Consider the following 23,720-nt stretch of genomic DNA (forward strand, 5'->3'; position numbering starts at 1 on the left):
TGTCTTGGCCTCGCGCCAGCCAGCTACTCCGCCCGTCCGCGCGCTTCGCTATTGGCCTCGATCAACTGGATCAACACCGAGGCGAACAGCGAGTTGGCGCTCCAGATGGCGGTTTCGCTCCCGTCGTCGTCGACGACGCTGAGCAGAATCGTCTGGTCGTCGACGATCAGGATCCGTCCCGAACGGTCGTCGGCCTGGCGATGTTCCGGGGACTCGAACACCGCGATGCCCTCGAGCCGTCCGAACCGCGACCGGACTTCGGGTTCGGCGCTCACGGCCGTCACCTCGAGCCCCTCCTCGGCGCTGCTCTCGAGCAGTTGCTCGATCTCGTCGGTGACGAGCGGCGGAAGTCGCGCGCCGAATATGATTCGGTCTTCGGCGCGCGAGCAGAGATCGACCACGCGGTCGTCGATGCGCGCTCGGCCGCGAACCGTCCAGATGTCCTCCTGTTCTTCCTCGCCTCCGGGTTCTTCCCGGACGCGCTCGACGTAGTCGAAGGCGCGCTCCTGTTCTGACTCGAAGCGCGAGCGGAGGATCGAGCGCGCTTCCTCGAGGTTCACCGGTCGATACCGGATGGGACTGGATTGTTGCATCTCGAGGAGTCCGCGGTCGGCGAGGCTCTCGGCCACGCTGTAGACCTGTGATCGAGGGACGTCGGCGACGCTCGCGACGTCTCGAGCGGTGCCCGAGCCGAGTTGCTGGAGCGCGATGAACACCCGGGCTTCGTAGCTCGTGAGTCCGAGTCGTTCGAAGGACTCGATGGCGTCGTTCTCGGTCGGCGCGCTCACTCGTCGTCACCTCCGGTGGTCGCGTCGCCGGCCTCGCGGCCGCCGTCGCTGGCCGGCGTCGGCCGATCGGTCGACCAGTCGGCGCTCGACAGGTCGGGTCCGAGGTAGCGCGTCCAGAGCACCAGGAGCGTCGGGAGGACGATGACGCTCGCGAGGAACGCGTAGATGATCGTCAGCCCGGTGATGATCCCGAACTGGCGCAGGACCGGCAAGATGGCGAACGCGAGGACGCCGAACCCGCCGACGGTCGTCGCGGCGCTGCCCAGGAGGGCGCCGCCGGTGCCGGTCACGGTGGTTTCCATAGCCGTCCAGACGTTCCCGTGGCGCTCGAGTTCGAGCATGTACCGGGAGCTGACGTGGATGCTGTAGGCGATGCCGAGCCCGATCGTGAGGCTGGTGATCATCCCCGTGAGGACGTTGAACGACATCCCCAGCAGGTACATCGAGCCGAGGATCCAGCTCACGGCGAGCGCGACCGGCAGCAGCGTCACGACGCCCAGCGTCGCGCCCTTCCCCGTCAGCCAGTACGCGATCGAGAGGAAGACCACGACTGCGACGAGCGTGATCAGCAGGCTCTCCAGGACGGTCTGCATCAGGTCGTTCTCGACGACGTGGTTGACGACCGGGTCGCCGGTAGCGGTCGCCTCCCAGCGCGGGTCGGTGCCGCCGTCGTCGATGTCGTCGGCGATGGCGCGCATCTCCGCGGTGACGTCCGCGAGGTCGGCGTTCCCCTGGACCGCGATGGACAACTGGACTGCCTCGTACTCGCCGTCGTCGGTCCGGTAGACGTACTGGGAAGCCGACGGTTCGACCTCGAGCAAGTGGTCGTAGACGCCCTCGAGGTTCTCGGTCGGTACCGAGTCGGGCCCGCCGCCGGCGGCGGTGAACGTCTCGTTGAACGACTCGTTCTCGGCCGCCACGTCGCGCATGGTCGACAGCGGTCCGGAGACGTCGGCCTCGCCGTTCGGCAGGACGTAGACGACGTCGTCGTTCGCGGCGGCAGCGGATTCGGCCGCGTCCAGGCGCTCGAGCGTCTCCGGATCGGTCACGTCGCCCTCGACGAGAACCTGGGCGCGGACGTCCTGGCGCTGGAAGTGATCGTTAACGTAGTCCAGGTTGGACTTGGCGGTGTACTCGCCGGGACTCAACGGCCCCAGGTTCTCGGTCCAGGCGGGCGGACTCTCCGCGAGGAAGTCCTCCTCGCTGAAGGAGGTGTTGACCTGGCTCGCGCCGTAGACCCCGCCTGCGGTAAACAGGAGGGCCACGACGAGGATCACGAGGGGTGCTTTACGCGCGGCCGTGGATCCGAGGGTGAGTGCGTCGCTGAACCGGCCGCTCCCCGTTCCGAACGCCCGTTTCCGCCGGTCGAATCCGCGGGACTCGAGCAGGCCGTCGAGCTCGACTTTTGCGGCCGGGATAAGAACGCCGAAGATCGCCAGCGCCGCGACGATGCCGAACGAACTGACGATGCCGAAGTCGCGGATGGGTGCGATGGGGCTGATGAGGTTCGAGAGGAACCCGATGACCGTCGTCGCGGTCACCCAGACAAGGGCGACGCCGACGCCGGCCAGCGCGATGCGCATCGATCCGCGGACTTCGTCGGTCGTTCCCGCCTCCTCGCGTTGCTCCCGGTGGCGCATGAAGACGTGGATGGCGTAGTCGATTGACAGCCCGATCAAGAGGACCGGAACGGCGACGAACATCTGGTTGAACGCGATGTCGGCCCAGCCCATGAAGCCGAACGTCCAGACCAGCACCAGCAGGATGCCGAAGACCCCCAGCGCGATGTCGATCAGGTCGCGGTAGGCGATGGCGAGCGCCGCGACGACGAACAGCAGTGCCAACGGACCGACGATGGCCAGGCTGTCGCCCATCGATCGATCGATCTCGTCCGTGATGACGCCCGCACCGAATACGAGGTACTCCTCTCCGCCGTCGTCCTCGCTCGCGAGCGTCTGCATGTCGAGCTGGGCGTCGAGCGCGGGTCCACCGCCACCGCCCATTTCGGCCATGCCGCCACCCTCGGAGTTCTGGGTGACGAACAGCATTCGCGCCTCGGCGGACGTCTCGCCCGGCTCGTACTCCGCGGGCATGAACGCGAGCGCGGCGGTGTCCTCGCCGTCGTCGGACAGGACGTCTGAAATGAGCTCCTCGTACTCGTCGTCGTCGAGCCCCTCGAGGGCCTCGATCTGTTCCTCGAGCGACGGCTGGTCGGCGGTCCGGAGGGACTCCTGGTCCGCCTGGAGCGCCTCGCTATCTTCCTCGAGTTGCGCCCACTCGTCGGCGAGCACGCCGGCGGTGCCCTGCTCGAACAGTCCCTCGCGTTGCTCGGCGAGTTCGGCGGACTGGGTCTCGTAGGCTTCGTCGCTCATCTCGTCAGCCTCGTACTGGCGCTCGAGCTGGGCCTCCTGGTTGACGACAGCACGGAGGTCCTTGACCGTTACCTCGAAGGTCGCTGCCTGCTCAGACTCGAGGTCCGCAGTCGCTTCGTCGATGGTTTCCTCGAGTTGGGTTTCGATTGCGGCCGATTCCTCCTCGTACGTTCCCTCGTCGATCTCGCCGTTTTCGTAAGAGGTGTTGAGGGCGGCGTACTCGCGCTCGAGGGCGACGACGGTCACCAGCGACTCGTTGAGTCGGTCGGTCGTCTCGTTGAGCCGTTCGGTTCGATTCTCGAGTTCGGCGCCGCGTTCCTGGAGGTCGGCGGCTTCCTGGCCCCGAATGTGGGTGATCGCGGCGATGTTCTCGACGCCGGTGATGGCGTTTTCGTCGGCGAGGGTCGCGTTGATCGACTCGTTCTCGCGAAGCGACTGCTGGAAGCGAAGCGAGTCGATTAGTGACTCCTGGGACAGGACGTTCTCGCCGTTACCACGGACGATCACCTGGACGGTCGTCGTGTTCTCGGCGCCCTCGACGGTGAAGTTCTCGGCGATGTACTCAGAGGCCGCGACTTCCGGCGACTCGCTCTCGAACTGCCCGAGTGAGGAGTCGTCGTCGACCATCGGCGCGCCGGCGCCCACCACGAGCGTGAGCACGAGCATGATCGCGAGCGCTGCCTTGCTGTGGCTCGTGATCGTTCCGGCGATACGATCGGCGAGACTCATCTCGAGCCTCCGTTCTCGTCTCGAACTGCTGGGGGTACCATTCTGTTGTTACGATCCTACTAAATCAGCGCATAAATACTCGTTGTTATGATTATACTAACAGAATCAGTGGCTGACAGGCCATTGGAGGTCAGGTGACTCGCGTGGCGACGCAGCTCACTCGCGATCGTCGTCTCGAGTCGGCCGCGACCACAGCGACTTCCTCGAGGGGGCGACCGCGAGCGACGGAACGCGATAGGGTTTCGGGGCCAGATACCGCGTCCAGGTTGCGAGTAGCGTCGGCAGGACGAGGATGGTCGCGAGGAAGGCGTACCCGATCGTTAGCGCCGTTACTAGGCCGAATTGCCGGAGCAACGGGACGAGAGCGAAGACGAGAACGCCGAAGCCACAGCCGGTCGTCGCGACGCTCCCGGCCAGCGCGCCACCGGTCGTCGACAGTGTCCGCTCGAGGACATCCCATGCGGTTTCGCCGGCCTCGACCGCCTCGAGTTCGTGCGTGTACCGGGTCGTGACGTGGACGCTGTAGTCGATGCCGAGGCCGATCGTCAGACTCGCCACCATGCCGGTCAGGACGTTGAACGGGAGGCCGAGGAGGGCCATCGTCCCCAGCGTGGCGCCGAGTGCGACGAGGACCGGGATCGCGGCCACGAGTCCCAGCGTTGCCCCGCGGCCCGTGACTCGGTAGCCGACGGCGAGCAGCGCGACGATCGCCCCGAGCGCGACCGCGAGTGCGCCGACGACGCTCTCGAAGAGGGTTCGTTCGAGCGCGTAGGTGGTGAGTGGCCCGCCGGTCGCGACGGCGTAGCCGGAGTCGCCGTCGCCCTCGAGTACCGCGGCGACCGCCCGCATCTCTGTGGCCGTCTCGTCGCTCTCGGCGCTGGTCTGCACCCCGACGACAAGTCGAACCGCCTCGTACTCGCCGGACTCGCTACGGTAGACGAGATCGCTCGCCGAGTCGGGGTTGTACTCGAAGAGGCCGTCGTAGAGCCCCAGGTGGTTCTGGTCGGGTACGCGGTTTCCGGTCCGATCGGCCAGCGAGAACGTCGCATTGAAGGATTCGCTCTCGTCTGCCGTCGCCCGCATCACCGACAGGGGCGAACGCACGTCGGGTTCGCCGTCCGGGAGCACGTACACCACCTCGCTCGCCTCTGCACGCGCCGTCGCGTCCTCGACTCGCTGGAGGGTGTCACCCGCCGTGACGTTGCCACGCAACAGGATCTGCACCTGTCCGCCCTCGCGCTGGTAGCGCTCCTCGAGCACGTCGAGCGACGACTGCATCCGGTACTCGCCGGGGGAGAGGGGGCCGAGCTGACCTGTCCACGACGGAGGGGCGCCTGACAGGAACGAGCGTTCGTCGAACGTGGTGTCGACGTGGGTCGCCCCGTAGGCGCCGCCCGCGGTCACCAGCAGGGCACAGACGAGGACGACGAGCGGCGCTTTCCGGGCGGCGATCGCACCGACGGCGAGCATTCGGGCGACGCGGTCTTCCCCGCCGATCGCTCGCCGACGCCGGTCGAAGTCCCGCGCCTCGAGGGCCGCGTCGAGTTCGACCTTCGCGGCCGGAACCGCGGCCCCGAAGACGACGAGCGCGGAGCCGATGCCGAAGGCGCTCACGGCCCCGAACTCCCTGATTGGGTCGATCGGACTGACGACGTTTGCGAGGAAGCCGATAGCCGTCGTCGCGGTGACCAGCACGAACGCCGTTGCGAGCCCCGCGAGCGCGCCGGCCATCGACGTTCGAACGTCGTCTTCACCCGCTCGTTCCTCGCGGTGGCGCATCACGACGTGGATGGCGTAGTCGATCGAGAGCCCGATCAGTAGAACGGGCACGGCCACGAACACCTGCGTGAACGCAACGCCAGCCCACCCGGCCATCCCGAGCGTCCAGACGAGCACCGTCGCCGTGCCCGCGACGCCCAGTGCGATGTCGAGAACGTCGCGGTAGGCGATGGCGAGCGCTACAATCACGAAGAGCAGCGCAAGCGGGCCGACGATTACCAGACTGTCGGCCACCGCGCGGTCCACTTCGTCGGCCACCAGCCCCATCCCGAAGACCATGTCGTCCTCGCTGCGCTCGAGCACGCGCTCCTCGAGGGCGAGCTGGCTCTCGACGATGTCGGGACCGATTTCGCCGGGCGGTCCCGACCCGCGGTCGAGCGACTGTGTCACGAGCAACAGTCGCTCCTCGGATTCCAGCGAACCCGGTTCGTACGACGACGGGAGGAGGCGAAGCGCCGCGGCACTTCCCGGGCCGTCCTCGGCCAGCACCAGGGTGACCGCCCGGTCGAACCGGTCGTCGTCGGCGCGCTCGAGGGCCGAAATTTGCTCCTCGAGTGGCGGTCGGTCGAGGCGCTCGACCCCGTCGCGCTCGGCCTCGAGTTCCCTCGCTTCCTGCTGGAGAGACTGGAGTTCGTCGCCGAACAGCCAGCGCGAACCGTCGACGACGGCCTGCTCGCGGTCGTCCACGAGTACCTCCATGCGAGCCTCGTACTCCCGGTCTGTGACGGTACCCGCGGCCCGCTGGCGCTCCAGGTCGGCCATCTCGGACTCTATTGCCCGAATGGTCGCGGCCGCCCGCTCGAACCTTGCTGCTCGCTCGCTCTCGAGGTCGGCCGTCGCGTTCGAAACCGTCGCGTCCAGGTCGGCCTCGATGGCGGCTGCCCGCCTGTCGTACTCCTCGTCGCTCACCTCCCCGGCCGCGTAGGAGTCGTTCAGGGCCTCGTAGTCGGCCTGGAGCGAGCCCACCCGCTCGAGTGCCGACGCGAGGCCGTCGATCCGTTCCTCGAGGTGGCTCACCCGGGTTTCGAGGTCGTCGGCGCGATCATCGAGTTCGTCTGCCTGTTCCAGCCTGATGATCGCCGTAGCGACGACGTTCTCGACGCCGATCGTCGAGTCGTTTTCGACCAGCGTCGGTCCGATTGCCTCGTCCTGGCGGAGCGACTGCTGGAACCGGAGGCCCTCGAGCAGCGACTCGCGCTCGAGGGCGTTCTCGTCGGTGACGACGACGTGAACGGTCGTCGTGTTCTCACCCCGTTCTTCGAAGCGACGATCGGCGTACTCGAGCGCCTCGCTCTCGGGGGTGTCGGTCCGGAACTGCTCGAGGGTGGTGTCGGTCTCGAGGGCGGGAATCCCCGCGCCGAAGAGTAGCGTTGCGAGGAGACAGCCGACCAGCACGAACCGTGCGTGGGTCGTGATCGCCTCGACCAGTCGGGAGCGTCGCCTCACGCGACCACCTGCCGACCGTGCGACCCGACTCGCTGCATTCGATGAGCCGTTGACAGGCCGCGAGTATATAACTTGATGACGGCGCGTCTCGAGCAGATGCTGGTTGGGCCGGACGCGGGACGGCTACTCGACCGAAACCGTCTGGAGGTCCTCGGCAAATCGCACATCGCCGTCGTAGTGACGGGCAATCGACTCGCGCATCTCCGTGTGACGCCCGTCCGTGTGGGGGTAGAGGTGACTCAGGTAGACGCGACCGATTTCGTGCCCCTCGAGGACCTGCCCGAGTTCGCTCGGCGTGGGATGGTTCGAGACGTCGACGTCGTCAGGGAACGAACAGTCGTGGATCAGGATCGCCGAGCCGTCGGCGAAGTTCGCCAACCCCGCGAACGCCTCCGTGTCGCCACTGAAGGTGACGTAATCGCCGAAGCGGTAGGCCAGACACGGCAGCGAGTGACGCGTCTCGTAGGCCTCGACGTCGAAGTCCGCCACCGTGAACGAGCCTGGAACGACCTCCCTGACCCGCAACTCGAGTCTGTCCTGCATGTACTCGTGAACCTCGAGCAAGCCGTCGACGAGCGCCTTCGTTCCCTGCGGACCGACGACCTCGAGGTGTTCCTCGCCGGCGAGCCACCGGGCTTTCATCAGCGGGAGCAGGTCGGAGACGTGATCCAGGTGGTGGTGGGTCAGGAGAACGCTCGAGATTGCCTCGAAGCCGACGCCCGACTGTTGGAGGCGCTGGAGGACGCCGGCGCCGCAGTCGACGAGGACGGTCCGTCCCTCGCTCTGGACGAGCAACCCGGTCTGGAACCGTTCACCGGTCGGGATCGCGCTGCCGGTGCCGAGAAACGTGACGCGCATACTCGTAGATGTGGCCGGATCACGGATATATGTTCGTGGCTGACGGCTCGAGGCCATGCCGTCGTTCGGTCGATCGGGCCGAAACGATGTGTGCCGACCGTCCTATCAAAAGTGATAGGTGAAACCATCGATTTATATAATGTGATTTACGTATCGGGTAACGTACAAATGAGTCCCGGTGAGTCCACCCCGCCGGATCCGGCGTTAGCGGTCGGGGAAGCGTCAGCGACAGCCGGGCGTCGTTCGGGTGACTCTCCACCGTCGCTTCCGCCCGACGACCGGTATCACATCTTACAGACGCGTCGTCGTCGCGATACGCTCCGGTACCTTCGTCGGCGCGACGAACCCGTAGACGTCCGAGACCTTGCCGAGTGGGTCGCTGCACGCGAACAGGAGACGACGCCGGAGAGACTGACCTCCCGCCAGCGCCAGCGGGTCTACATCTCGCTCTACCAGACGCACCTGCCCAAACTCGACGAGTACGGTGTCGTGCGCTATCACAAGGACCGCGGGGCCGTCACCCCGCTGACGCTCGTCGAGCACTTCGACGAGTATCTCACCCCGTCCAAGGCCGGGGACGGAGTCGAGGAGGAGGGCGAGGACAGAGTCGCTCGAGCGTGGTGGCGACCGTACCTCGCCCTCTCCGGTCTCGGCGTCGCACTGGTCGGTCTGGCGGCGGGCGGCACTCTCCCGTTCCCCGCGCTCGCCGCCGCGGGTCTCGTCGTCTCCTCGTTCGCGATGCTGTCGATTTTCCACGCGCTGGTGGCGACGGGGCGGACGAACGGACTCGACCTCGAGGCGATCCAAACCCGAATCAGGCGGTGACGGCGGTAGTATGATCGGTCGCCGACCCTAATCGCGCTGCAACGTGGGCGACTCGACTTCGTTGAACCCCTCGAGCGGAGATCGGTTTCAGTATGACTGCTGAATACAGAGCGCGAATGTTGCACTGCATATTGGAGGCTTTTAACGAAGCTATCGACGGCAAATGCAGACACTACGGCTACTACGTTGGCGTACCAGGCCTTTGCTCCTGCTACACCGCCGCCGATTGCCGCGCCGCAGTGCCCACACGCAATCAGGTAGAATCGTTTCGACGCCGCGAAAAACCCAGTAGTAGCGTCCATTTCTACGAACTCAACATCTTCCTTCTCCGAGAGCGTTACCTCACAGTCAGGGCAGTGTACCATGCTCTCTCTTTTTGATAAGAAATAATAAGTTTTGTCCACAACTCTTTCGTTTGAACTCTACGGACATGCTGACTACCTCCTCTAAATCGGTCACGCCACTCCTGACAGAAGCTGAGTAGTTCAAACAACCCGTGCTGAACTCAGAGCGCGAATGTTGCACTCAATTCGGTTCGGTTTGCGTAGGGTGGTGAACGTTCAGTACAGACTGGGCCCGCCCCGTCCAGTCAAAGTACGCATCTCTCACAGGTGTACCTACAACCCCTCTTTTAGTTACCCAAATAACTATTTCCGAGGGGCCTCAATAATTCAACAAATGAGACGACGACGGTATCTACTTGGATTGCTCACGGCACCAGCTGCTGGCGTAGCGGGGTGTCTTTCACGTGGTTCAACGCCGGATAATGGATCTGATTTGACCCCCGAGGATAACCGAGACGTCGAGACGGTTGCCACGGAGACGTTCGACGACGATTTCACCCCAATCTGTGCCGAAGGTGAATTGCTCGAATCGGATATTGAGGGATTATACGCGGAACTCGTGACCGATCACGAATTTTTCAGAGACACCGAGAGCGGTCGATACGGCGTTCGTGGTCGAATTGCGGCGAGGGAAGATGGGAGTTTCCCAGAGGTCCAAGCAGAATTTTCCGACGAGTCGCATGCAAAGGATACAGGATTCAGCGTTGCTGAGGACGAGACGTATTTGTTCACGGTGGTGACTTCTGAAGGCGATCCCAACGCGATAGATGGGTATTCGCTCACCGTCGAAGAAGGCGGGGTCGACGACATCGGGACTGTCCCTGAGGAGTACGCAACGATTGATGGGGAGTGGGGCCAGATTGGAACGTACGATGACGTTTCGGTGTATGGATACGCTGGGACAGTTACCAATGATCACACGAAGGATGTCAGGCTATACCCACACCTGAAGGCGTACCTCGATGAGGTGACAGTGGCATACGCTGGCAAAAGTACTGAATTTTTTGTCGATCTCGCTCCGGGAGACACGCAAACAGTCTACTTCCCCTATCCACGATGCGATCCCGCGAAAATTGACCACGTTGAGGGGTGGCTCGAGTGGGGCACGATGAATAACCCGTAGCTCGCTTCGCGGAAGAAACGAAGAATCTCTCTTGAAGCCAGCAACTCCAATCAGTCTCTCGCAATAGTGTTGATCACTGGCCATAATTCAAAGCCAGATATAATTGGGTGACACAACCAGTAAGCACCCGTATGTAGTGGTTGGTTCCGGACTGAGTGTGTGAAATAAACAGTGCTACCGTGCTGCATCCATTCTCTATATTCAGCACGCGATTCCTATCAACTACGAAGGTATTCAACAGAGCCAGCGACTCAGTAGATGAGTTCGTCGTCGTTCTCGACCATGTACAGCGTCCGGGCGGCGATGTTGACCGCGTGGTCGCCCACCCGTTCCAGGTCTCGAATCGTCAACAGGAGTCGAGAGACGTCCTGGAGGAGGCTTTCGACCTCGTCGGGGGCGTCGAGTTCCCGCTCGATGAGATCGCGAACGACGATTTCGCTCGCCCGTTCGGCGAAGTGGTCGAGGTCGTCGTCCCGAACCGCGAGTTCCCGACAGGCGTCGACGTCCTCCTCGTCGTAGGCTTGCAATGCATCGTCGATCATCTCGAGGGTCAAATCACCCATCGCCTGCACGTCGACGTCGGGAAAGAGGTCCTGTTCCGCGTCGATGGTGTACTCTCCGAGGTTGACCGCCAGGTCGCCGATCCGCTCGAGGTCGGTAATGACCTTGAACGACGAGGCGATGAACCGCAGATCGCTGGCGACTGGCTGCTGGAGCGCTAGGAGGTCGATACACTGTTGCTCGAGGTCGAGGTACATCCGGTTAATCTCGCCGTCGCCGGTGATGACCTCGTTGGCGAGGTCCTCGTCCTTTTGTTCGAGCGCGTCGAGACCCATTCGGAGGCGTTCCATGACGACCTCGCCCATGTAACAGATGTCCGATCGAAGTTCCAGAAGCTGTTCCTGGTAGGAGGTTCTGGCCATGCACGAATCACCACGGCCGGCGTCCAAATACCTTACGTACGGGTGAGTTGCCGCCGCGTCGTCGGTCCGTGCTCGAGCGCGTCGGTCACGCCCGACCGACCCCTCGTTTGCTACGGCAGAAACGATTATACACCCTATATGAGATCGTTGTACTGGCGGAAAATCGCCGCTACGACCCGTTTTACGGGTTTCAGTCTCGAGGCATGTCAATCACAGTGTATCGACGTATAGTGACCGCATAGTTCCGTGAACGATGGGCGCCGTTGATAGTGGGATCCGTGGTCTGTCGACGTACCGACCCGCCTCGACCAATGAGCGTTACAGATACCGAACACACTAGCGACGAATCGACGCAGAGTACACTGGTCAGCGACCTCCCGCCGAGTGCCAAACTGGTTTACAAGGTGCTCGAGTACGAGGGCGCGATGACCCAGGAAGAGATTGCGACGGAGTCTCGGTTGTGCGCGCGGACCGTCCGCTACGCGCTCACGAAACTCGAGAACGTCGACTGTGTCGACAGCCGCCCGTCGCTGCGAGACGCGCGCCGGTCGATCTACACGGTCGACGGCGAATTGTAACGGCCGATTCGGCCGTTCTTCGGTCGGGGGTGGCCCGCCCCGTAACCCTGTCACACCATCGCACCACCACTATCGGGCCACCCATTCTTCGATCGCTCACCTGGTGAGCCGTCGGTTTGTCTCTCGAGTAGTGTCCCGCCGGCATGTCCATTGTGTAGTGACCTGCCGGTACGCCCCTCGAGTAGTAGCTCGCTTGTATGCACTTCGCGCATCGACCGATTCCTCACGTATCGATCGTTTCATCGCCCGTCCACTGCTCTCGTCTCACTTTCGCTTCCGATACCTGTCGATCAGCACATCGAGTCCGAACGCCCCGGACGTGACCGTGTAGTGAGTCTCGAGACGCGGATTGAACTTCGCTTTGTAGCGGTTGATGCTCGGCACGCCCGCTCCGACCAGGTCGTAGCGCTCGAGGCCGGCCTCGAGGCCGTCGCGCATGACCTGCCAGTCGAGCAGATCGTTGACCGGCAGGTCGACGTCCGCGTCCGGTTTCACTCCGCCCTGCCAGCGATACCGCGTCGAGTCCGACTCGAGCACCAGGATGCCGCCCTGGACGTCACCGTTCACGCGACAGACGTACGGCCGGACCGACCCCCGGGGGAGTTCCTCGTAGAGCGACCGAACGAACCCCGCTGAGAGGTGAAACGACTGCCCCTGGCTCGCGTAGCGCGACCGAACCTGCTCGACGATTCGGTCGATGTCGTCGATCGAACCCTCCTCGATCACGTACACGCCCTCGAAGTCGTCGGCGCTTCGCACGTTGGATCTGGCGTCGCTGCTGAAGGTGTCGAGCAAGTGCTCGAGGTCGTCCCCGAGGTCGACGACGTAGGTGTACTTCGGGTCGACCTCGTAGCCGTTCCAGACGAAGGGGCGAACGTCGCCGATACGAACCGACTCGAATTTGGCGTACATCGGCGAAAGGTGCTCGTCGATCCACTCGAGGCTCTCCTCCAGAAACGTCTTCATCCGCCGGTCGGCCTTGCGCCGTTTCAGCTTCTCGAAATTGCACGTGACCGGTCCGAGATAGCAGCTCCAGGAGTACGGCGCCGGCGAGAACGCGCCCGTGACCGGCCCCTTCCTGAACTCGAACACGGGAAAGAGGCCGACGACCTCCTGACCCTTGAATCCGACTAGCGAGTGGACCGTCGTGTTCGTGTCCTCCGCCTGCAGCGCGAGCGACTCGGCCCGGTAGAACGGGTGCGTCCGATCCGCGCGCTCGACGTACCGGTTCCACTCGTCGGCGTCTTCGCGGACGTCCAATCGCTCGATTTCGATGCCCATGGTCAGAGGTACCCCAGGTCGGTCAGTCGGTCCTCGACGGTCGCGTCGTCGGTGGCCCTGATTCCGTCCGGTTCGTAGCTCGGGTACGCGGTGCGTTCGCTCGCCTCGACCACCGGGAGGACCTCGCCGTCCATCGCCGCGTCGACGTTCACATCGAAGAACGAGCAGATCGTCGGTGCGACGTCGAAGATCGTCGCGTCCGAGAACGAGGCGCCCTCGTCGAAGTCCGCCCCGGCCGCGGCGATCACGCCCGTTCGCTTGTGGTTCCAGGACTCCCAGGGTTCGGCAAAGTGCTCGCCTTCGAGCCCCTCGACGACCGCGTTGTCGAAGCCCGCCGGAACCGTCACGATGTCGGGTGCGCGCTCGAGTTCGGGTCCGTCGAAAACCGCTTCCCGTGGCTCGACAGCCTCGAACATCGGCTCGCCATCGGGCGTCTCGACGGCGCGGAGGTCCTCGATCAGGGACTGCCGGTAGGCGTCGTACTCCTCGGTCGACACCTGGCCATTGGGCTCCCGTCCCTCGACGTTGATCCTGACGCCGAGTTCGCTCTTCGAGCGGAGGTACGCCCGCGAGTTCGGGAAGTCGACCTGCTCGCTCGCCGACCGGATCACGTCGTTCGGGATACGTTCCCCGACGAACTCCTTCAGTCCGACGCGATCGAGTGCGTTCGCGACGCGTTGGGTAGTGACCCCAGCCCGGGCAGCCAGGTTCATCGCTCGCTCGAGCGTGCTCCGGTCGTGGGTGCCTGCCGACTCGCCCTCGAGTAAGTCGTTCTGCCAGGCCCGCGACCAGGTGGGCATCCCCTCGCCGCCGCTCCTGGCGACCACGTCCCCGCGGTCTCGGAGGAACTCGTTGATGCGGAACTCCCAGCCCTCGACTCGTCCCATGCCGTGGTCGCTGACGACGAGGACGTTGTCCGGTTCGAACTCGAGGATGATCCGGGCGAGCTGATCGTCGACGGCCCGGTAGACCGCCTCGACGGCTCGCTTCTCGCCCGGGCGCTCGTGAAACACGGAGTCGGTCTGCTGGAACTGGAGGAAGGCGAACGCGGGTTCGAATCGCTCGAGGAGGTACCGAAAGGCCCGGCCCCGCCCCGCGATCGTCCGCTCGTAGCTCTCGATCGACGTCCCGGGTTCGGGGCCGCTCTGAGGATAGACCCGGTACTCGCCGCACTCGGCTTCGATCTCCTCGAGGATTCCCTCGGGATGACACGGTGGATCTTCCGGCGCGGTCATTCCCGGAATCAGCGCACCATCGAACTCCCGCGTCGGGTGGGTCACGGGCACGTTGACGACGACGCTCGAGAGGCCGTGGTCGCTCAGCAGTTCCCAGACCGGCCGGGCGCGAACGTGCGAGGCGTTGACCACGTCCCAGTCGTACCCCTCGAATCGGAGGAAGTCGTAGACGCCGTGTTTGCCCGGGTTCTGTCCCGTGTAGAGGCTGGGCCAGGCGCTCGCCGTCCACGGCGGCAATTGTGACTCGAGCGGGCCGCAGGCCCCGACCTCGAACAGGCGACGAAGCGTCGGCGTCGTTCCCGCCTCGAACAGTGGCTCGAGCACCGGAAAACAGGCGGCGTCGAGCCCTACGACGAGCAGTTGTGGTCCGTCGTCATCCATACTCGAGTGTTGGTCGTCGGCGCCATTGTTATGCGATTGTATTGGCCGTGTACGTCGAAACTTCCCCTGGTCGGCAGACGATACAGCTGGCTTCTGGGAGGCTGTAAGCCGACGTTGAATGACCGAATCGATCCGTATCGTCCGCATCACTAAGCCGGTGGCTGTCCATGGTTTCACCGATGATGGCAGGGCGGGTGACAGGACGGAAATCGATCGACGGCAAGCGGGCGTGGGCGAAGCAATGATCGGGGGAACGCCGTCGGTACTCGCGTCGATACGCGACGGCGGACGCCCTCTCCTCGAGCGGGCGTTCATCGCGCCGACTCGATTTCGAGCCACGGGTGCGCTCGCGGACGACACCCCTCTGGCGTCTCATCCGAATCGCCCGACCGTCGCAGCCTACCTCGAGGGACGTGCCGACGAAATGGCGTACTACGGCTCGAGCAAGGCGGCGCTCCGCGACGGCCTCGCGACGCTCCTGGCGATGGACGGGGAGGCGGCGACGAACGTCGCCCTCCCCGCGTACCTCCCCGACGCCGTCGTCGAGCCGATTCGCGAACTCGGCCTCGAGCCCCGGCACTACGCCATCACCGAGTCGCTCGCGCCAAACCAGCGGGACCTGGAGTCCCGCATCGACGACCGGACGCTCGCCGTCGTCTCCGTGAACTACTTCGGGTTCCCCCAACGGGGGTTCGACGTGATCGAGTCGCTGGTCGACGAGTACGACTGCTCCCACGTCGAGGACAACGCACACGGCCCGCTCAGCCTCGAGCGTGGTCGATTGCTCGGAACGCGAGGCGACATCGGCGTGACCAGCCTGTGGAAACTGCTGGCAATCCCGAACGGAGCGGCACTCTACCTCTCGGATCCGGACGTTTCGGCGCGATTCGAGCCGTCCACCCTGGCCGGCGTCGACGGTCGCGTTCGACGGTCGGACCTCGCGTTCGTCTGTAAATCGCTCGCGACCGACGCCTTTGCTCGACGTCCGTCGCTCGAGGACGCTGCCACCAGGGTCTCGAGGACCAATCGTGGCGGCGAGGAGATTCCCGATTCGAATAGCCGATACGAGGCGTCGAAGCGGCGTCTGTCGCGGCTCTCTGCGTCGGTACTCTCGGGAACGGACCCCTACGAGCTCCGCTCGCGTCGACGGGAGAACTACCGCGCCTGGTCCGCGTTGTTCGCGAACCGTCCCGACGTCGACCCTCTCTTCGAGACGCCCCCGCCGGGGGTCTGCCCCCAGGTCTTTCCCGTCCGAACCGATCGGCCCGAACGGCTCCGTCGCCTGCTCGAGTCCCACGGTGTCCACGGCGTGCACACCTGGCCGCGGCTCTCGCGGTCGGTGCTCAAGAATCCCGCCTACGAGACGGCCCACCGGCTCTCCGAGACGGTCGTCCTCCTGCCGGTTCACCAGCACGTCGATCCGGACGCGATTCGTGCGGTCGAACGGGCTATCGAGCGCCGCCTCGAGCCCGGGTGACGAGCGTTCGATTCTCGCCTCACGACGCGCCAGGACGGATGTTCTGGTAGCCGCGCTACATCATTTACTATAAAATTTGTAGCATTAGCTTCGGGCTCGAGGTGCGAATCCTCCTGGAAAGCGCCTCGAGTCGCGAGCGGTCGTCCGACACAGTCAATACTGTCTCGCCCGTGGCCACTCGTAGTGAGTCGATTCCAGACGCTCGTCGTGGACCCCTTCCTCGTGATGAACGCGATCGGACTGGTCGCGTTCGCTCTGGTCGGATCCGCCAAAGCGATTCGGGCGAAGTTCGACCTCTTCGGCGTCACCGTCGTCGGCCTCGTGACCACGTTCGCCGGCGGTGCGACGCGCGACGTGCTGGTCGGCCGCGTCCCGCTCGCCCTGCAGAACGTGGGGGAGGTCGCCCTCGGACTCCTCGGCGTCTGCCTGGCGGTCGTCCTCTACACCTGGCTCGAGGCGCCCGACGACCGACCGATCACGCTGTACGCCGACGCGGTCGGCCTCGCGGCGTTCGCCACGGCGGGAGCGATCGTCGCCACCGAAATCGGGTTGCCGGCGTTCGGCGTCGTCGCCATCGCCACGATCAACGCCGTGGGTGGTGGCGCGGTCGCCGACCTGTTGCTGGATCGGTCCCCGTTCATCCTCTTCGAGGACTTCTACGCCAGTTGCGCCGTCCTCGGTGGGAGCGCCTACTGGCTCTTCACGGCGCTCGCCGCCGACGCGACCCTGGCGGCTGCAGCCTGTGCGACCGTCACTGTCGGGACCCGGGTACTCGCTCTCTCGCGGGGTTGGACCGTGCCGACGGCCCAGCGACTCGAGGCCGTCGCCGGCGATTAGGGATTCCGTCCCTCCTCGAGGGCCTCGACGCGCGCCTCGAGTTCGCGGATCCGTTCGCCGTGCGTTCGCCTCGACGCGAGGAGACTGTACAGCGCCGCAATGAAAGCGAGTGGTACGACCAGCGTGAGCACGAGTGCGATCAGTAGTTCGGGGCCTCCCGGCGCACCTGGTATGAAGAGTGGGACCATACGCTCGATCACTGGATTTAGTGTTAAATAAGTAATGACTATCGGGCTCTCGATCCCCGGTTCCCCTCACGAGCATCCCTTCGTGGGACTCGACGCCGATAGCGCCACCGCTCACCGGCTCGAACTCGCGGAAAACACGATCGAAACGCGACCTTACACCAGGCTCTCGAAGTCCTCGAGCGCGTAGCTTGGCTCTGCACCGCGGCGGTCGAGGGTCTCGTTGGCCAGTAGCCAGTAGACGACCGACAGCGCCTTGCGCCCCTTGTTGTTCGTCGGGACGACGAGGTCGACGTTGCTCGTCTGGTTGTTCGAGTCACACATCGCGATGACCGGAATGCCCACCGTTATGGCCTCCTTGACGGCCTGGGCGTCGCCGATCGGGTCGGTGACGACCACGACGTCCGGCTCGATGTAGCCGTCGTACTTCGGATTCGTGAGCGTCCCCGGGATGAACCGCCCGGTGCGGGCGCGTGCCCCCACGGCCTCGGCGAACTTCTCGGCGGGGAAGCGACCGTACTGGCGACTCGAGGTCACCAGAATCTGTTCGGGCGCGTAGTTCGCGAGGAAGTCCGCGGCCGTGCGGATGCGGCCGTCGGTCTTCGAGACGTCCAGCACGTAGAGTCCGTCGGTCCGGACGCGGTGGATGAACCGCTCCATGTCCTGGGTCTTCTGCTGGGTCCCGATGTGGACCCCGGCGCCGAGGTAGTCCTCGACGGGGATGAGGAGGTCGGCCTCCTCGTCGCTCATGACGTCGTCGTCGAGCGTGGGTCCGGCTGGCTCCGCTTCTTCCTGTTCGTCCGCGGCCTCAGCGGCCTCGGCGTTCTGTTCGTCTACTGGCTCGACGTCCTCGTCGGTGGATTCGGCGGCGGGGCCGGCCCCTTCGGCTGGCTCCTCGTCGATCTCCGCCTCGGCGGCGTCGAGTCCGTCCTGTTGTGCGTTGTCCTCAGTCATGTCGCATCGTCTGCAATTCGGATGAGTTCGTTGAGTTTGGCGGTTCGCTCGCCGCCGACGGCGCCCGTCTTGATGAACGGGACGTCCGTCGCCACGGCGAGGTGTGCGATGGTCGTGTCCTCGGTCTCGCCCGACCGGTGGGAGACGATCGATTCGTAGCCGTTCGCGCGGGCGAGTTCGATCGCGTCGAAGGCATCGGTGAGCGTTCCGATCTGGTTGGGTTTGATCAGGATGCTGTTTGCCGCACCCTGTTCGATCCCCTCGGCCAGTCGCTCGGTGTTGGTGACGAACAGGTCGTCGCCACAGACGAGCGTCCGGTCGCCCACCTCCTCGGTGAGGTCGGCGAAGCCCTCGTAGTCGTTCTCGTCGAGGGGGTCCTCGACGTAGACGAGGTCGTACTCGTCGACGAGGTCCGCGACGTAGGCGATCTGTTCGTCGGTGTCTCGAGTCGTGTCGCTGTACTCGTAGACGCCGGCGTCGTCGTCGTACATCTCGGCAGCGGCCACGTCCAGGCCGAACCGAATCTCGAAGCCGACCTCGTCCTCGATGGTCGAGACCGCTTCGTCGACGATGTCGAAGGCCTCGTCGTCGTCGATAGACGGCGCCCACGCGCCCTCGTCGCCCTTGCCGGCGGGGACGTCGCGCTCGTGGAGCAGTTCCGAGACCTCGGCGTGGACCGCCGCGTTCGCGAAGACGGCCTCGGCGACGCTCGGGGCGCCGACCGGTGCCGAGAGGAACTCCTGGATGTCCGTCGCGTCGGCGGCGTGTTCGCCACCGCCGACGACGTTTCCGAGCGGAACCGGGAAGTTGTCGCCGCGGAAGGTACCGCCCAGATGCTGGAACAGCGGCGCACCGAGTACGTCGGCGCCGGCCTTGGCGGCGGCCATCGAGATGGCGACCGCGCTGTTGGCGCCGATTTCCGAGAAGTCGTCGGTACCGTCGGCCGCCCGAAGGATGCCGTCGACCTCGCGCTGGTTGCCGGCGAAGGCCTCACCGACGAGACGCGGGACGGCGGTTTCGCGAGCGGCGGCGATGGCCTCGCCGGCCGGTCGCTCGATCGCTTCGTACTCGCCAGTGCTGGCTCCCGAGGGGGCCGCGGCGCGGCCGAATCCGCCACTCTCGGTGAGGACGTCGGCCTCGACCGTCGGGTTCCCCCGCGAGTCCAGCACTTCCCGGAGCCGAACGTCGGTGATGCGCGTCATTTCCCTCCTCGATGAACGGTGAAGGGCAGGACACCGGCATCGTACTCCTCGGCCGCGATCAGGATCGGTTCGGACTGATCCGTGTCGATCAATACTGGTGCCCCGTAGGACACCTGCAGCGCTCGAGCGCCGAGGATGCGCGCTTTCTCGTATCGATTGTGGCGTTGTTGCATCATTGGTAGGGTGAGACGACGTCGACGAGGTCGGTGTGACTGACGAGCATGCGTCGGCAACAGAAGCGGTCGACGCCGAGGTCGTCGAGGACCTCCTGTGGGTCCTCGCCGCCCTCGTTCGCTCGCTCGTCGAACGCTTCCCAGTGTTCGCCGACGACGTTACCGCACGTGAAACACCGGACCGGTACCATCATATCTTGATCACCTCAGCGGTAGGACTTCTGGTAGCGGGCCCGTGCGCCGGGGCCGCCCCACTTCTTGGGTTCGGACTGTCGAACGTCGTTGACCAGCAGCGAGCGGTCGAACTCCATGTACGCGTCGCGGAGTTCGGCGTCGTTGGTGTGCTGGACGATGCCGCGAGCGATGGCGGTGCGGACGGCGTTGGCCTGGCCGCTGACGCCGCCACCCTCGACGTGGACTTCGACGTCGATGCCGTCGCGGAGGTCGTCGCCCGCGATGCGGAACGGCTCGAGCATCTTCAGTCGGGACATCTCGGGTTCGACCAGCTCGACCGGCTGGGAGTTGATTCGGACGCGACCCTCGCCCTCGCGCACCGTGGCGCGGGCGACGGCCGTCTTCTTCTTTCCACTCGTGTTCGTTACCATGTGACGTTAGCACCTAACTGTTCGGAGACTTCGTGCAGGTGGACGAAGCGGATGTTCGAGAGTCGGTCCAGCGACGTGCCCTCCAGGACCTCGGCCTCGTAGTCGTCGTCGCCCTCGTAGGGGTTGCCGACGTAGACGCGGACGTTCGAGAGCGCCTCGCGGCCGCGGGGCTTCTTCGCGGGAAGCATGCCGCGAACGGCGCGCTTCAGGATGGCGTCCGGACGACGCGGGTAGTACGGCCCACTGTCGGAGCCCAGCTGCTGGCGCGTCCGGTAAGTCTCGAACACGTCGTTCTTGTCGCCGGTGATCACGGCGTCTTCGGCGTTGACGATGGCGACGCGTTCGCCGTCGAGGGCGCGCTGGGCGACCTCACTGGCCACGCGGCCGAGGATACAGTCGCGAGCGTCGACGACGACGTCGGCGTCGTATTCGGCGACGCTCATCAGGCGATCACCCGGACGTTCGACCCGTCGGGGTTCTCCTCGAGCAGCTGCTCGAGCGAGACCGACTGGCCGACCTGTTCGATCTTCGTCTCGGCCGACGACGAGAAGTCGACGGCGGCGACGGTAACGTTCTTTTGTAGTGCGCCGGACCCCAGCACCTTGCCGGGGACGACGACGGTCTCTTCCTCGCGTGCGTACCGCTCGATCCGCCCCAGGTTGACTTCCGCGTGGTTGCGGCGGGGCTTCTCGAGACGGTCCGCGATGTCTCGCCAGACGGCCGCGTCCCGCTGTCGGGACGTCGACTTCAACTCGGCGATGAGATCGGTGAGTCGCGGATTGGTCTTTGTACTCATTGATTTCCTCCAGATTCGGTCTGCGTCGCGATTGCAGGTGCAGTCGAAGTCGCAGCCGCAATCGCGGTCGTAATCGTAGTCGTAGTCGCAATCGTCGAGACGCCGACGAACGCTCGAGGCCCGGCCGAAGCCGTTCCTCGAGCAGTCGACGTCCGATTTCGATCGGAGAAGTGATGCAGGGAGCAGGATTTGAACCTGCGGACTCCTACGAGACAGCGCCCTGAACGCTGCGCCGTTGGCCTGACTTGGCTATCCCTGCTCGCACTCCTCCGTACCCGTCGCCCCGTAAAACCCCTTTCGATTTGGGAGTCCGATCGGCTGCCAGTTTCGCCGCTCGCGGCCTCGGCGGCCGTTGGCGGCGAATCGGCGTCAGTGTGAACGGGGGTGGAACGTCGGGTCATTGGTTGTTCGTGTGTCGTTCGTTGTTCGGGGGACGCTTACAGCTGAACGGCTTCCTCGAGTTCGGCAGCGCGCCGATCGATCGAATCGACCGCGCGCGTGACGAGTTCCTCGACGCTGAACGAGCCGTCGGTCTCGACGTGGAAGACGAACGCGCCGGGCACGTCCTCGACGCGCACTTGCTTGCCGGGGTAGCGCTCGGAGAGGTCGTGGCCGAACTCGCTCGTGGGAACGAGCTCGCCGTCCTCTTCGATCACGCCGCGGACGATCTGGGTCTCCTCGTCTTCGAACTCGGAGAGGTCGTCCTCGACGGTCACGCGCTGTAAGTGGCGGTAGCCGACGGCCACGCCGCCCTGGTGTTTGGCGTGGTCCTTGCCGCGGTCGATCACGGCATCGGCCTCGGCCTCGAGGCGCTGTCCGTCCTTGAGATCGATGATCGGGACGTTCTCGTCGGCGGGTCGAACGAGGTCGTCGCTCGTGACCAGATCGCCCGAGTAGGCGGTCGCCGGTCCTTCGACGTCGATCGAGAGGGTGACGGTGTCGTCCTCGACGAACTCGCCTTCCGGGGGCGTCGTCAGCGGGACGAGCCCCAGTCGAAGCGCGAGTTGCTCGTCGAACATCACCGACGAGTTCTCGATGAAGCGAACCTCGTCGATCGCCATCGTGGGTACGTCCGCGATCATCGCCCGGCGGATGCCGTTGGCGAACGCGGGCGTGAGGCCGCGGACGAGAAAGCGCGCGCTCCGGTCGTCGCGTTCGACGAACTCGACGTCGTACGCTTCAGTCATGATCTAGTAGCCGCCCTTGCCTTTGGGTGCGCGCGATCCGTCGTGGGGGATCGGCGTGACGTCTTCGATGCGGCCGATCTCGAGACCTGCACGGGCGAGCGCGCGAATCGTCGCCTGCGCGCCGGGTCCGGGCGACTTCTGTAAGTTGCCACCGGGACCGCGAACGCGGACGTGGAGGCCGGTGATGCCGGCCGCCTTGATCTCGTCGGCGATGGACTCGGCCATCTGCATGGCCGCGTACGGCGACGCCTCGTCGCGGTTCTGCTTGACCGCCGTCCCGCCGGAGGACTTCGCGATCGTCTCCGCACCCGTGAGGTCGGTCACGGTCATGACGGTGTTGTTGAACGATGCGTGTACGTGGGCAATGCCCCATTTGTCGTCGTCTGCCATGTTATTGACCCTCCGCTCGTGCCGGGTGGAGTTCGTCCGCGATCGGACTGTTCTCGTCGAAGTCGACCAGGTCCTCCTCGTCGACGTCGACGACGTACGACGGGATTCGCTGGCGCTGACCGTCGAGGACGATGTGGCCGTGGGTGATGAACTGGCGCGCCTGCTGTGGCGTCTGGGCCAGTCCCTTGCGGTAGGCGACCGTCTGGAGACGGCGCTCGAGGACGTCCTCGATCTCGAGGCTCAGGACGGCGCCGAGTTCGTCACCTTCGTTGAGGATCCCGACGCGCTTGAGGCGTCCGAGGAACTCCTCGGTCCGGTTGATGACGGTCGCTTCGTCCTGTGGCTGGGCGAGCAGGTCGCGAGCTTCGCGTCGGTACGAGCGAAGTTCGGACTGGGCTCGCCAGAGCTCTTCTTTGTTCTTCAGGCCGTAGCGGTCGAGCAGCGCGTGCTCGCTCGAGATACGCTCGCCCTGGTAGGGGTGATTCGGCGTCTCGTACTGCTTGGTGTTGGATCCCAGCGGCATTATTCGTCATCCTCCGCTTCCGCTGCGGCTTCCTCGGCCTGTTCTTCGCGGATCTCCTCGACGTTGACGCCGATGGTCCCTTCCGTTCGGCCTGTGGACTTCGTCCGCTGGCCGCGGACCTTCTGGCCGCGCTTGTGACGGACTCCCCGGTAGGAGTCGATCATCTTCATGCGGTTGATGTCGTGTTGACGGGTCAACTGGAGATCGTTCCCGATCTCGTGGGTCGATTCGCCGGTGTAGAAGTCCTTCTGGCGGTTGGTGAGCCACTCCGGGACGTCCTCGGCGTAGTTCTCTACGTGCGTGACGACTTCGTCGATCGTCTCTTGATCGAGGGCACCGAACGTCGCCGTACGGTCGACGCCGGCTTCCTCCGCGATGATCCGGGCGGCACGTCGGCCGATCCCGTTCATCTCGGCGAGCGAGCGTTCGACGGACTTCGTGCCGTCGAGGTCGGTCTGCCCGATCCGGACGAAGTACTGAAGCTCGTCTTCCTCCTGTTCTTGCGGTTCTTCCTCACTCATGTGTTGTAGGTCGTCTGTGGTTCGTTGATCGGCTCTCGCCGGCGACGGGTCACGGGTTGTATGCTTGGGTCCCGTGACTCGTGACCGGCTGCGAGTGGGTGATCGACGTCGTGGCGGGGATTTGAACCCCGGAGGCTTGACGCCACATGGTTAGCAACCATGCGCCTTGGGCCGCTTGGCTACCACGACACCGTGGTCATTGTCGCCC

Annotated in this window: 24 protein-coding genes and 2 tRNA genes; 5 read left to right on the forward strand and 21 right to left on the reverse strand. The window is 64.8% G+C overall.

The features are described 5' to 3' along the window. Window positions 1-23 precede the first annotated feature (23 nt). From AC6I65_RS05530 to AC6I65_RS05545, 4 genes are all read right to left on the reverse strand, one after another. Window positions 24-788, reverse strand: a complete 765-nt coding sequence (locus AC6I65_RS05530) for a TrmB family transcriptional regulator (RefSeq protein WP_497903048.1) — start codon at window positions 786-788, stop codon at window positions 24-26. Further along, window positions 785-3,889, reverse strand: coding sequence for an MMPL family transporter (locus AC6I65_RS05535; RefSeq protein WP_497903049.1), 3,105 nt, complete (start codon window positions 3,887-3,889; stop codon window positions 785-787). Before AC6I65_RS05535 ends, AC6I65_RS05530 begins: the two co-directional genes overlap by 4 nt. A gap of 156 nt (window positions 3,890-4,045) precedes the next feature. Then, window positions 4,046-7,114, reverse strand: a complete 3,069-nt coding sequence (locus tag AC6I65_RS05540; RefSeq protein WP_497903050.1) for an MMPL family transporter — start codon at window positions 7,112-7,114, stop codon at window positions 4,046-4,048. Window positions 7,115-7,237: 123 nt separating this feature from the next. Next, window positions 7,238-7,972 (reverse strand): MBL fold metallo-hydrolase, encoded by a 735-nt coding sequence (locus AC6I65_RS05545; RefSeq protein WP_497903051.1) that lies wholly within the window; start codon window positions 7,970-7,972, stop codon window positions 7,238-7,240. Window positions 7,973-8,140: 168 nt separating this feature from the next. Between AC6I65_RS05545 and AC6I65_RS05550 the strand changes: the two genes are divergently transcribed. Continuing rightward, window positions 8,141-8,797 carry a DUF7344 domain-containing protein gene (locus tag AC6I65_RS05550; RefSeq protein ID WP_497903052.1) on the forward strand — a complete coding sequence of 219 codons (657 nt, stop codon included), beginning with the start codon at window positions 8,141-8,143 and terminating at the stop codon, window positions 8,795-8,797. A 678-nt stretch (window positions 8,798-9,475) separates the two neighbouring features. Continuing rightward, the gene (locus tag AC6I65_RS05555; RefSeq protein WP_497903053.1) at window positions 9,476-10,264 is read left to right on the forward strand and encodes a hypothetical protein; all 789 of its coding nucleotides are present in this window, start codon (window positions 9,476-9,478) and stop codon (window positions 10,262-10,264) included. 251 nt (window positions 10,265-10,515) lie between these two features. Here the strand turns inward: AC6I65_RS05555 and phoU are convergent, their stop codons facing one another. Further along, the gene (phoU, locus tag AC6I65_RS05560; protein WP_497903054.1) at window positions 10,516-11,187 is read right to left on the reverse strand and encodes a phosphate signaling complex protein PhoU; all 672 of its coding nucleotides are present in this window, start codon (window positions 11,185-11,187) and stop codon (window positions 10,516-10,518) included. Between the two features lie 311 nt (window positions 11,188-11,498). Between phoU and AC6I65_RS05565 the strand changes: the two genes are divergently transcribed. Beyond that, window positions 11,499-11,765: a MarR family transcriptional regulator gene (locus AC6I65_RS05565; protein ID WP_312912402.1), complete on the forward strand. Its 267-nt coding sequence runs from the start codon at window positions 11,499-11,501 to the stop codon at window positions 11,763-11,765. A gap of 264 nt (window positions 11,766-12,029) precedes the next feature. Here the strand turns inward: AC6I65_RS05565 and AC6I65_RS05570 are convergent, their stop codons facing one another. Both AC6I65_RS05570 and AC6I65_RS05575 read right to left on the reverse strand, forming a co-directional pair. Next, window positions 12,030-13,046, reverse strand: coding sequence for a lipid II:glycine glycyltransferase FemX (locus AC6I65_RS05570; protein ID WP_497903055.1), 1,017 nt, complete (start codon window positions 13,044-13,046; stop codon window positions 12,030-12,032). A 2-nt stretch (window positions 13,047-13,048) separates the two neighbouring features. Next, complete coding sequence (locus AC6I65_RS05575; protein WP_497903056.1) at window positions 13,049-14,662, reverse strand: alkaline phosphatase family protein; 1,614 nt, start codon at window positions 14,660-14,662, stop codon at window positions 13,049-13,051. Between the two features lie 118 nt (window positions 14,663-14,780). Between AC6I65_RS05575 and AC6I65_RS05580 the strand changes: the two genes are divergently transcribed. Both AC6I65_RS05580 and AC6I65_RS05585 read left to right on the forward strand, forming a co-directional pair. Then, a complete protein-coding gene (locus AC6I65_RS05580; RefSeq protein WP_497903057.1) occupies window positions 14,781-16,139 on the forward strand; it encodes a DegT/DnrJ/EryC1/StrS family aminotransferase in 1,359 nt (452 codons plus the stop codon). A 225-nt stretch (window positions 16,140-16,364) separates the two neighbouring features. Then, window positions 16,365-16,976, forward strand: coding sequence for a trimeric intracellular cation channel family protein (locus tag AC6I65_RS05585; protein WP_497903167.1), 612 nt, complete (start codon window positions 16,365-16,367; stop codon window positions 16,974-16,976). On the opposite strand, the gene AC6I65_RS05590 is transcribed toward AC6I65_RS05585, so the two are convergent. From AC6I65_RS05590 to AC6I65_RS05655, 14 genes are all read right to left on the reverse strand, one after another. Next, window positions 16,973-17,164 carry a hypothetical protein gene (locus tag AC6I65_RS05590; protein ID WP_497903058.1) on the reverse strand — a complete coding sequence of 64 codons (192 nt, stop codon included), beginning with the start codon at window positions 17,162-17,164 and terminating at the stop codon, window positions 16,973-16,975. The genes AC6I65_RS05585 and AC6I65_RS05590 overlap by 4 nt on opposite strands. Before the next feature lie 153 nt (window positions 17,165-17,317). Next, window positions 17,318-18,115: a 30S ribosomal protein S2 gene (rpsB, locus tag AC6I65_RS05595; RefSeq protein ID WP_497903059.1), complete on the reverse strand. Its 798-nt coding sequence runs from the start codon at window positions 18,113-18,115 to the stop codon at window positions 17,318-17,320. Further along, a complete protein-coding gene (gene eno, locus AC6I65_RS05600) occupies window positions 18,112-19,317 on the reverse strand; it encodes a phosphopyruvate hydratase (RefSeq protein WP_497903060.1) in 1,206 nt (401 codons plus the stop codon). The genes rpsB and eno overlap by 4 nt, the downstream gene beginning before the upstream one ends. Continuing rightward, window positions 19,314-19,493, reverse strand: a complete 180-nt coding sequence (locus tag AC6I65_RS05605) for a DNA-directed RNA polymerase subunit K (RefSeq protein WP_253433913.1) — start codon at window positions 19,491-19,493, stop codon at window positions 19,314-19,316. The genes eno and AC6I65_RS05605 overlap by 4 nt, the downstream gene beginning before the upstream one ends. Continuing rightward, window positions 19,490-19,684, reverse strand: a complete 195-nt coding sequence (locus AC6I65_RS05610) for a DNA-directed RNA polymerase subunit N (protein WP_254160139.1) — start codon at window positions 19,682-19,684, stop codon at window positions 19,490-19,492. Before AC6I65_RS05610 ends, AC6I65_RS05605 begins: the two co-directional genes overlap by 4 nt. 12 nt (window positions 19,685-19,696) lie before the next feature. Further along, window positions 19,697-20,095, reverse strand: coding sequence for a 30S ribosomal protein S9 (locus tag AC6I65_RS05615; protein WP_253433919.1), 399 nt, complete (start codon window positions 20,093-20,095; stop codon window positions 19,697-19,699). Further along, window positions 20,089-20,538, reverse strand: coding sequence for a 50S ribosomal protein L13 (locus tag AC6I65_RS05620; RefSeq protein ID WP_497903061.1), 450 nt, complete (start codon window positions 20,536-20,538; stop codon window positions 20,089-20,091). The genes AC6I65_RS05615 and AC6I65_RS05620 overlap by 7 nt, the downstream gene beginning before the upstream one ends. Then, the gene (locus tag AC6I65_RS05625; RefSeq protein WP_253433925.1) at window positions 20,538-20,891 is read right to left on the reverse strand and encodes a 50S ribosomal protein L18e; all 354 of its coding nucleotides are present in this window, start codon (window positions 20,889-20,891) and stop codon (window positions 20,538-20,540) included. The genes AC6I65_RS05620 and AC6I65_RS05625 overlap by 1 nt, the downstream gene beginning before the upstream one ends. 174 nt (window positions 20,892-21,065) lie before the next feature. Beyond that, window positions 21,066-21,150, reverse strand: a tRNA-Leu gene (locus tag AC6I65_RS05630). Between the two features lie 178 nt (window positions 21,151-21,328). Continuing rightward, a complete protein-coding gene (locus AC6I65_RS05635; RefSeq protein ID WP_497903062.1) occupies window positions 21,329-22,078 on the reverse strand; it encodes a DNA-directed RNA polymerase subunit D in 750 nt (249 codons plus the stop codon). Between the two features lie 3 nt (window positions 22,079-22,081). Then, window positions 22,082-22,468: a 30S ribosomal protein S11 gene (locus AC6I65_RS05640; protein ID WP_253433931.1), complete on the reverse strand. Its 387-nt coding sequence runs from the start codon at window positions 22,466-22,468 to the stop codon at window positions 22,082-22,084. Between the two features lies 1 nt (window position 22,469). After that, window positions 22,470-22,991: a 30S ribosomal protein S4 gene (locus AC6I65_RS05645; protein WP_497903063.1), complete on the reverse strand. Its 522-nt coding sequence runs from the start codon at window positions 22,989-22,991 to the stop codon at window positions 22,470-22,472. After that, the gene (locus tag AC6I65_RS05650; RefSeq protein ID WP_253433936.1) at window positions 22,991-23,512 is read right to left on the reverse strand and encodes a 30S ribosomal protein S13; all 522 of its coding nucleotides are present in this window, start codon (window positions 23,510-23,512) and stop codon (window positions 22,991-22,993) included. The genes AC6I65_RS05645 and AC6I65_RS05650 overlap by 1 nt, the downstream gene beginning before the upstream one ends. Window positions 23,513-23,618: 106 nt before the next feature. Then, a tRNA-Ser gene (locus AC6I65_RS05655) sits at window positions 23,619-23,701 on the reverse strand. Window positions 23,702-23,720 lie beyond the last annotated feature (19 nt).

This window comes from Natronosalvus sp. KLKA75 (assembly GCF_059736265.1).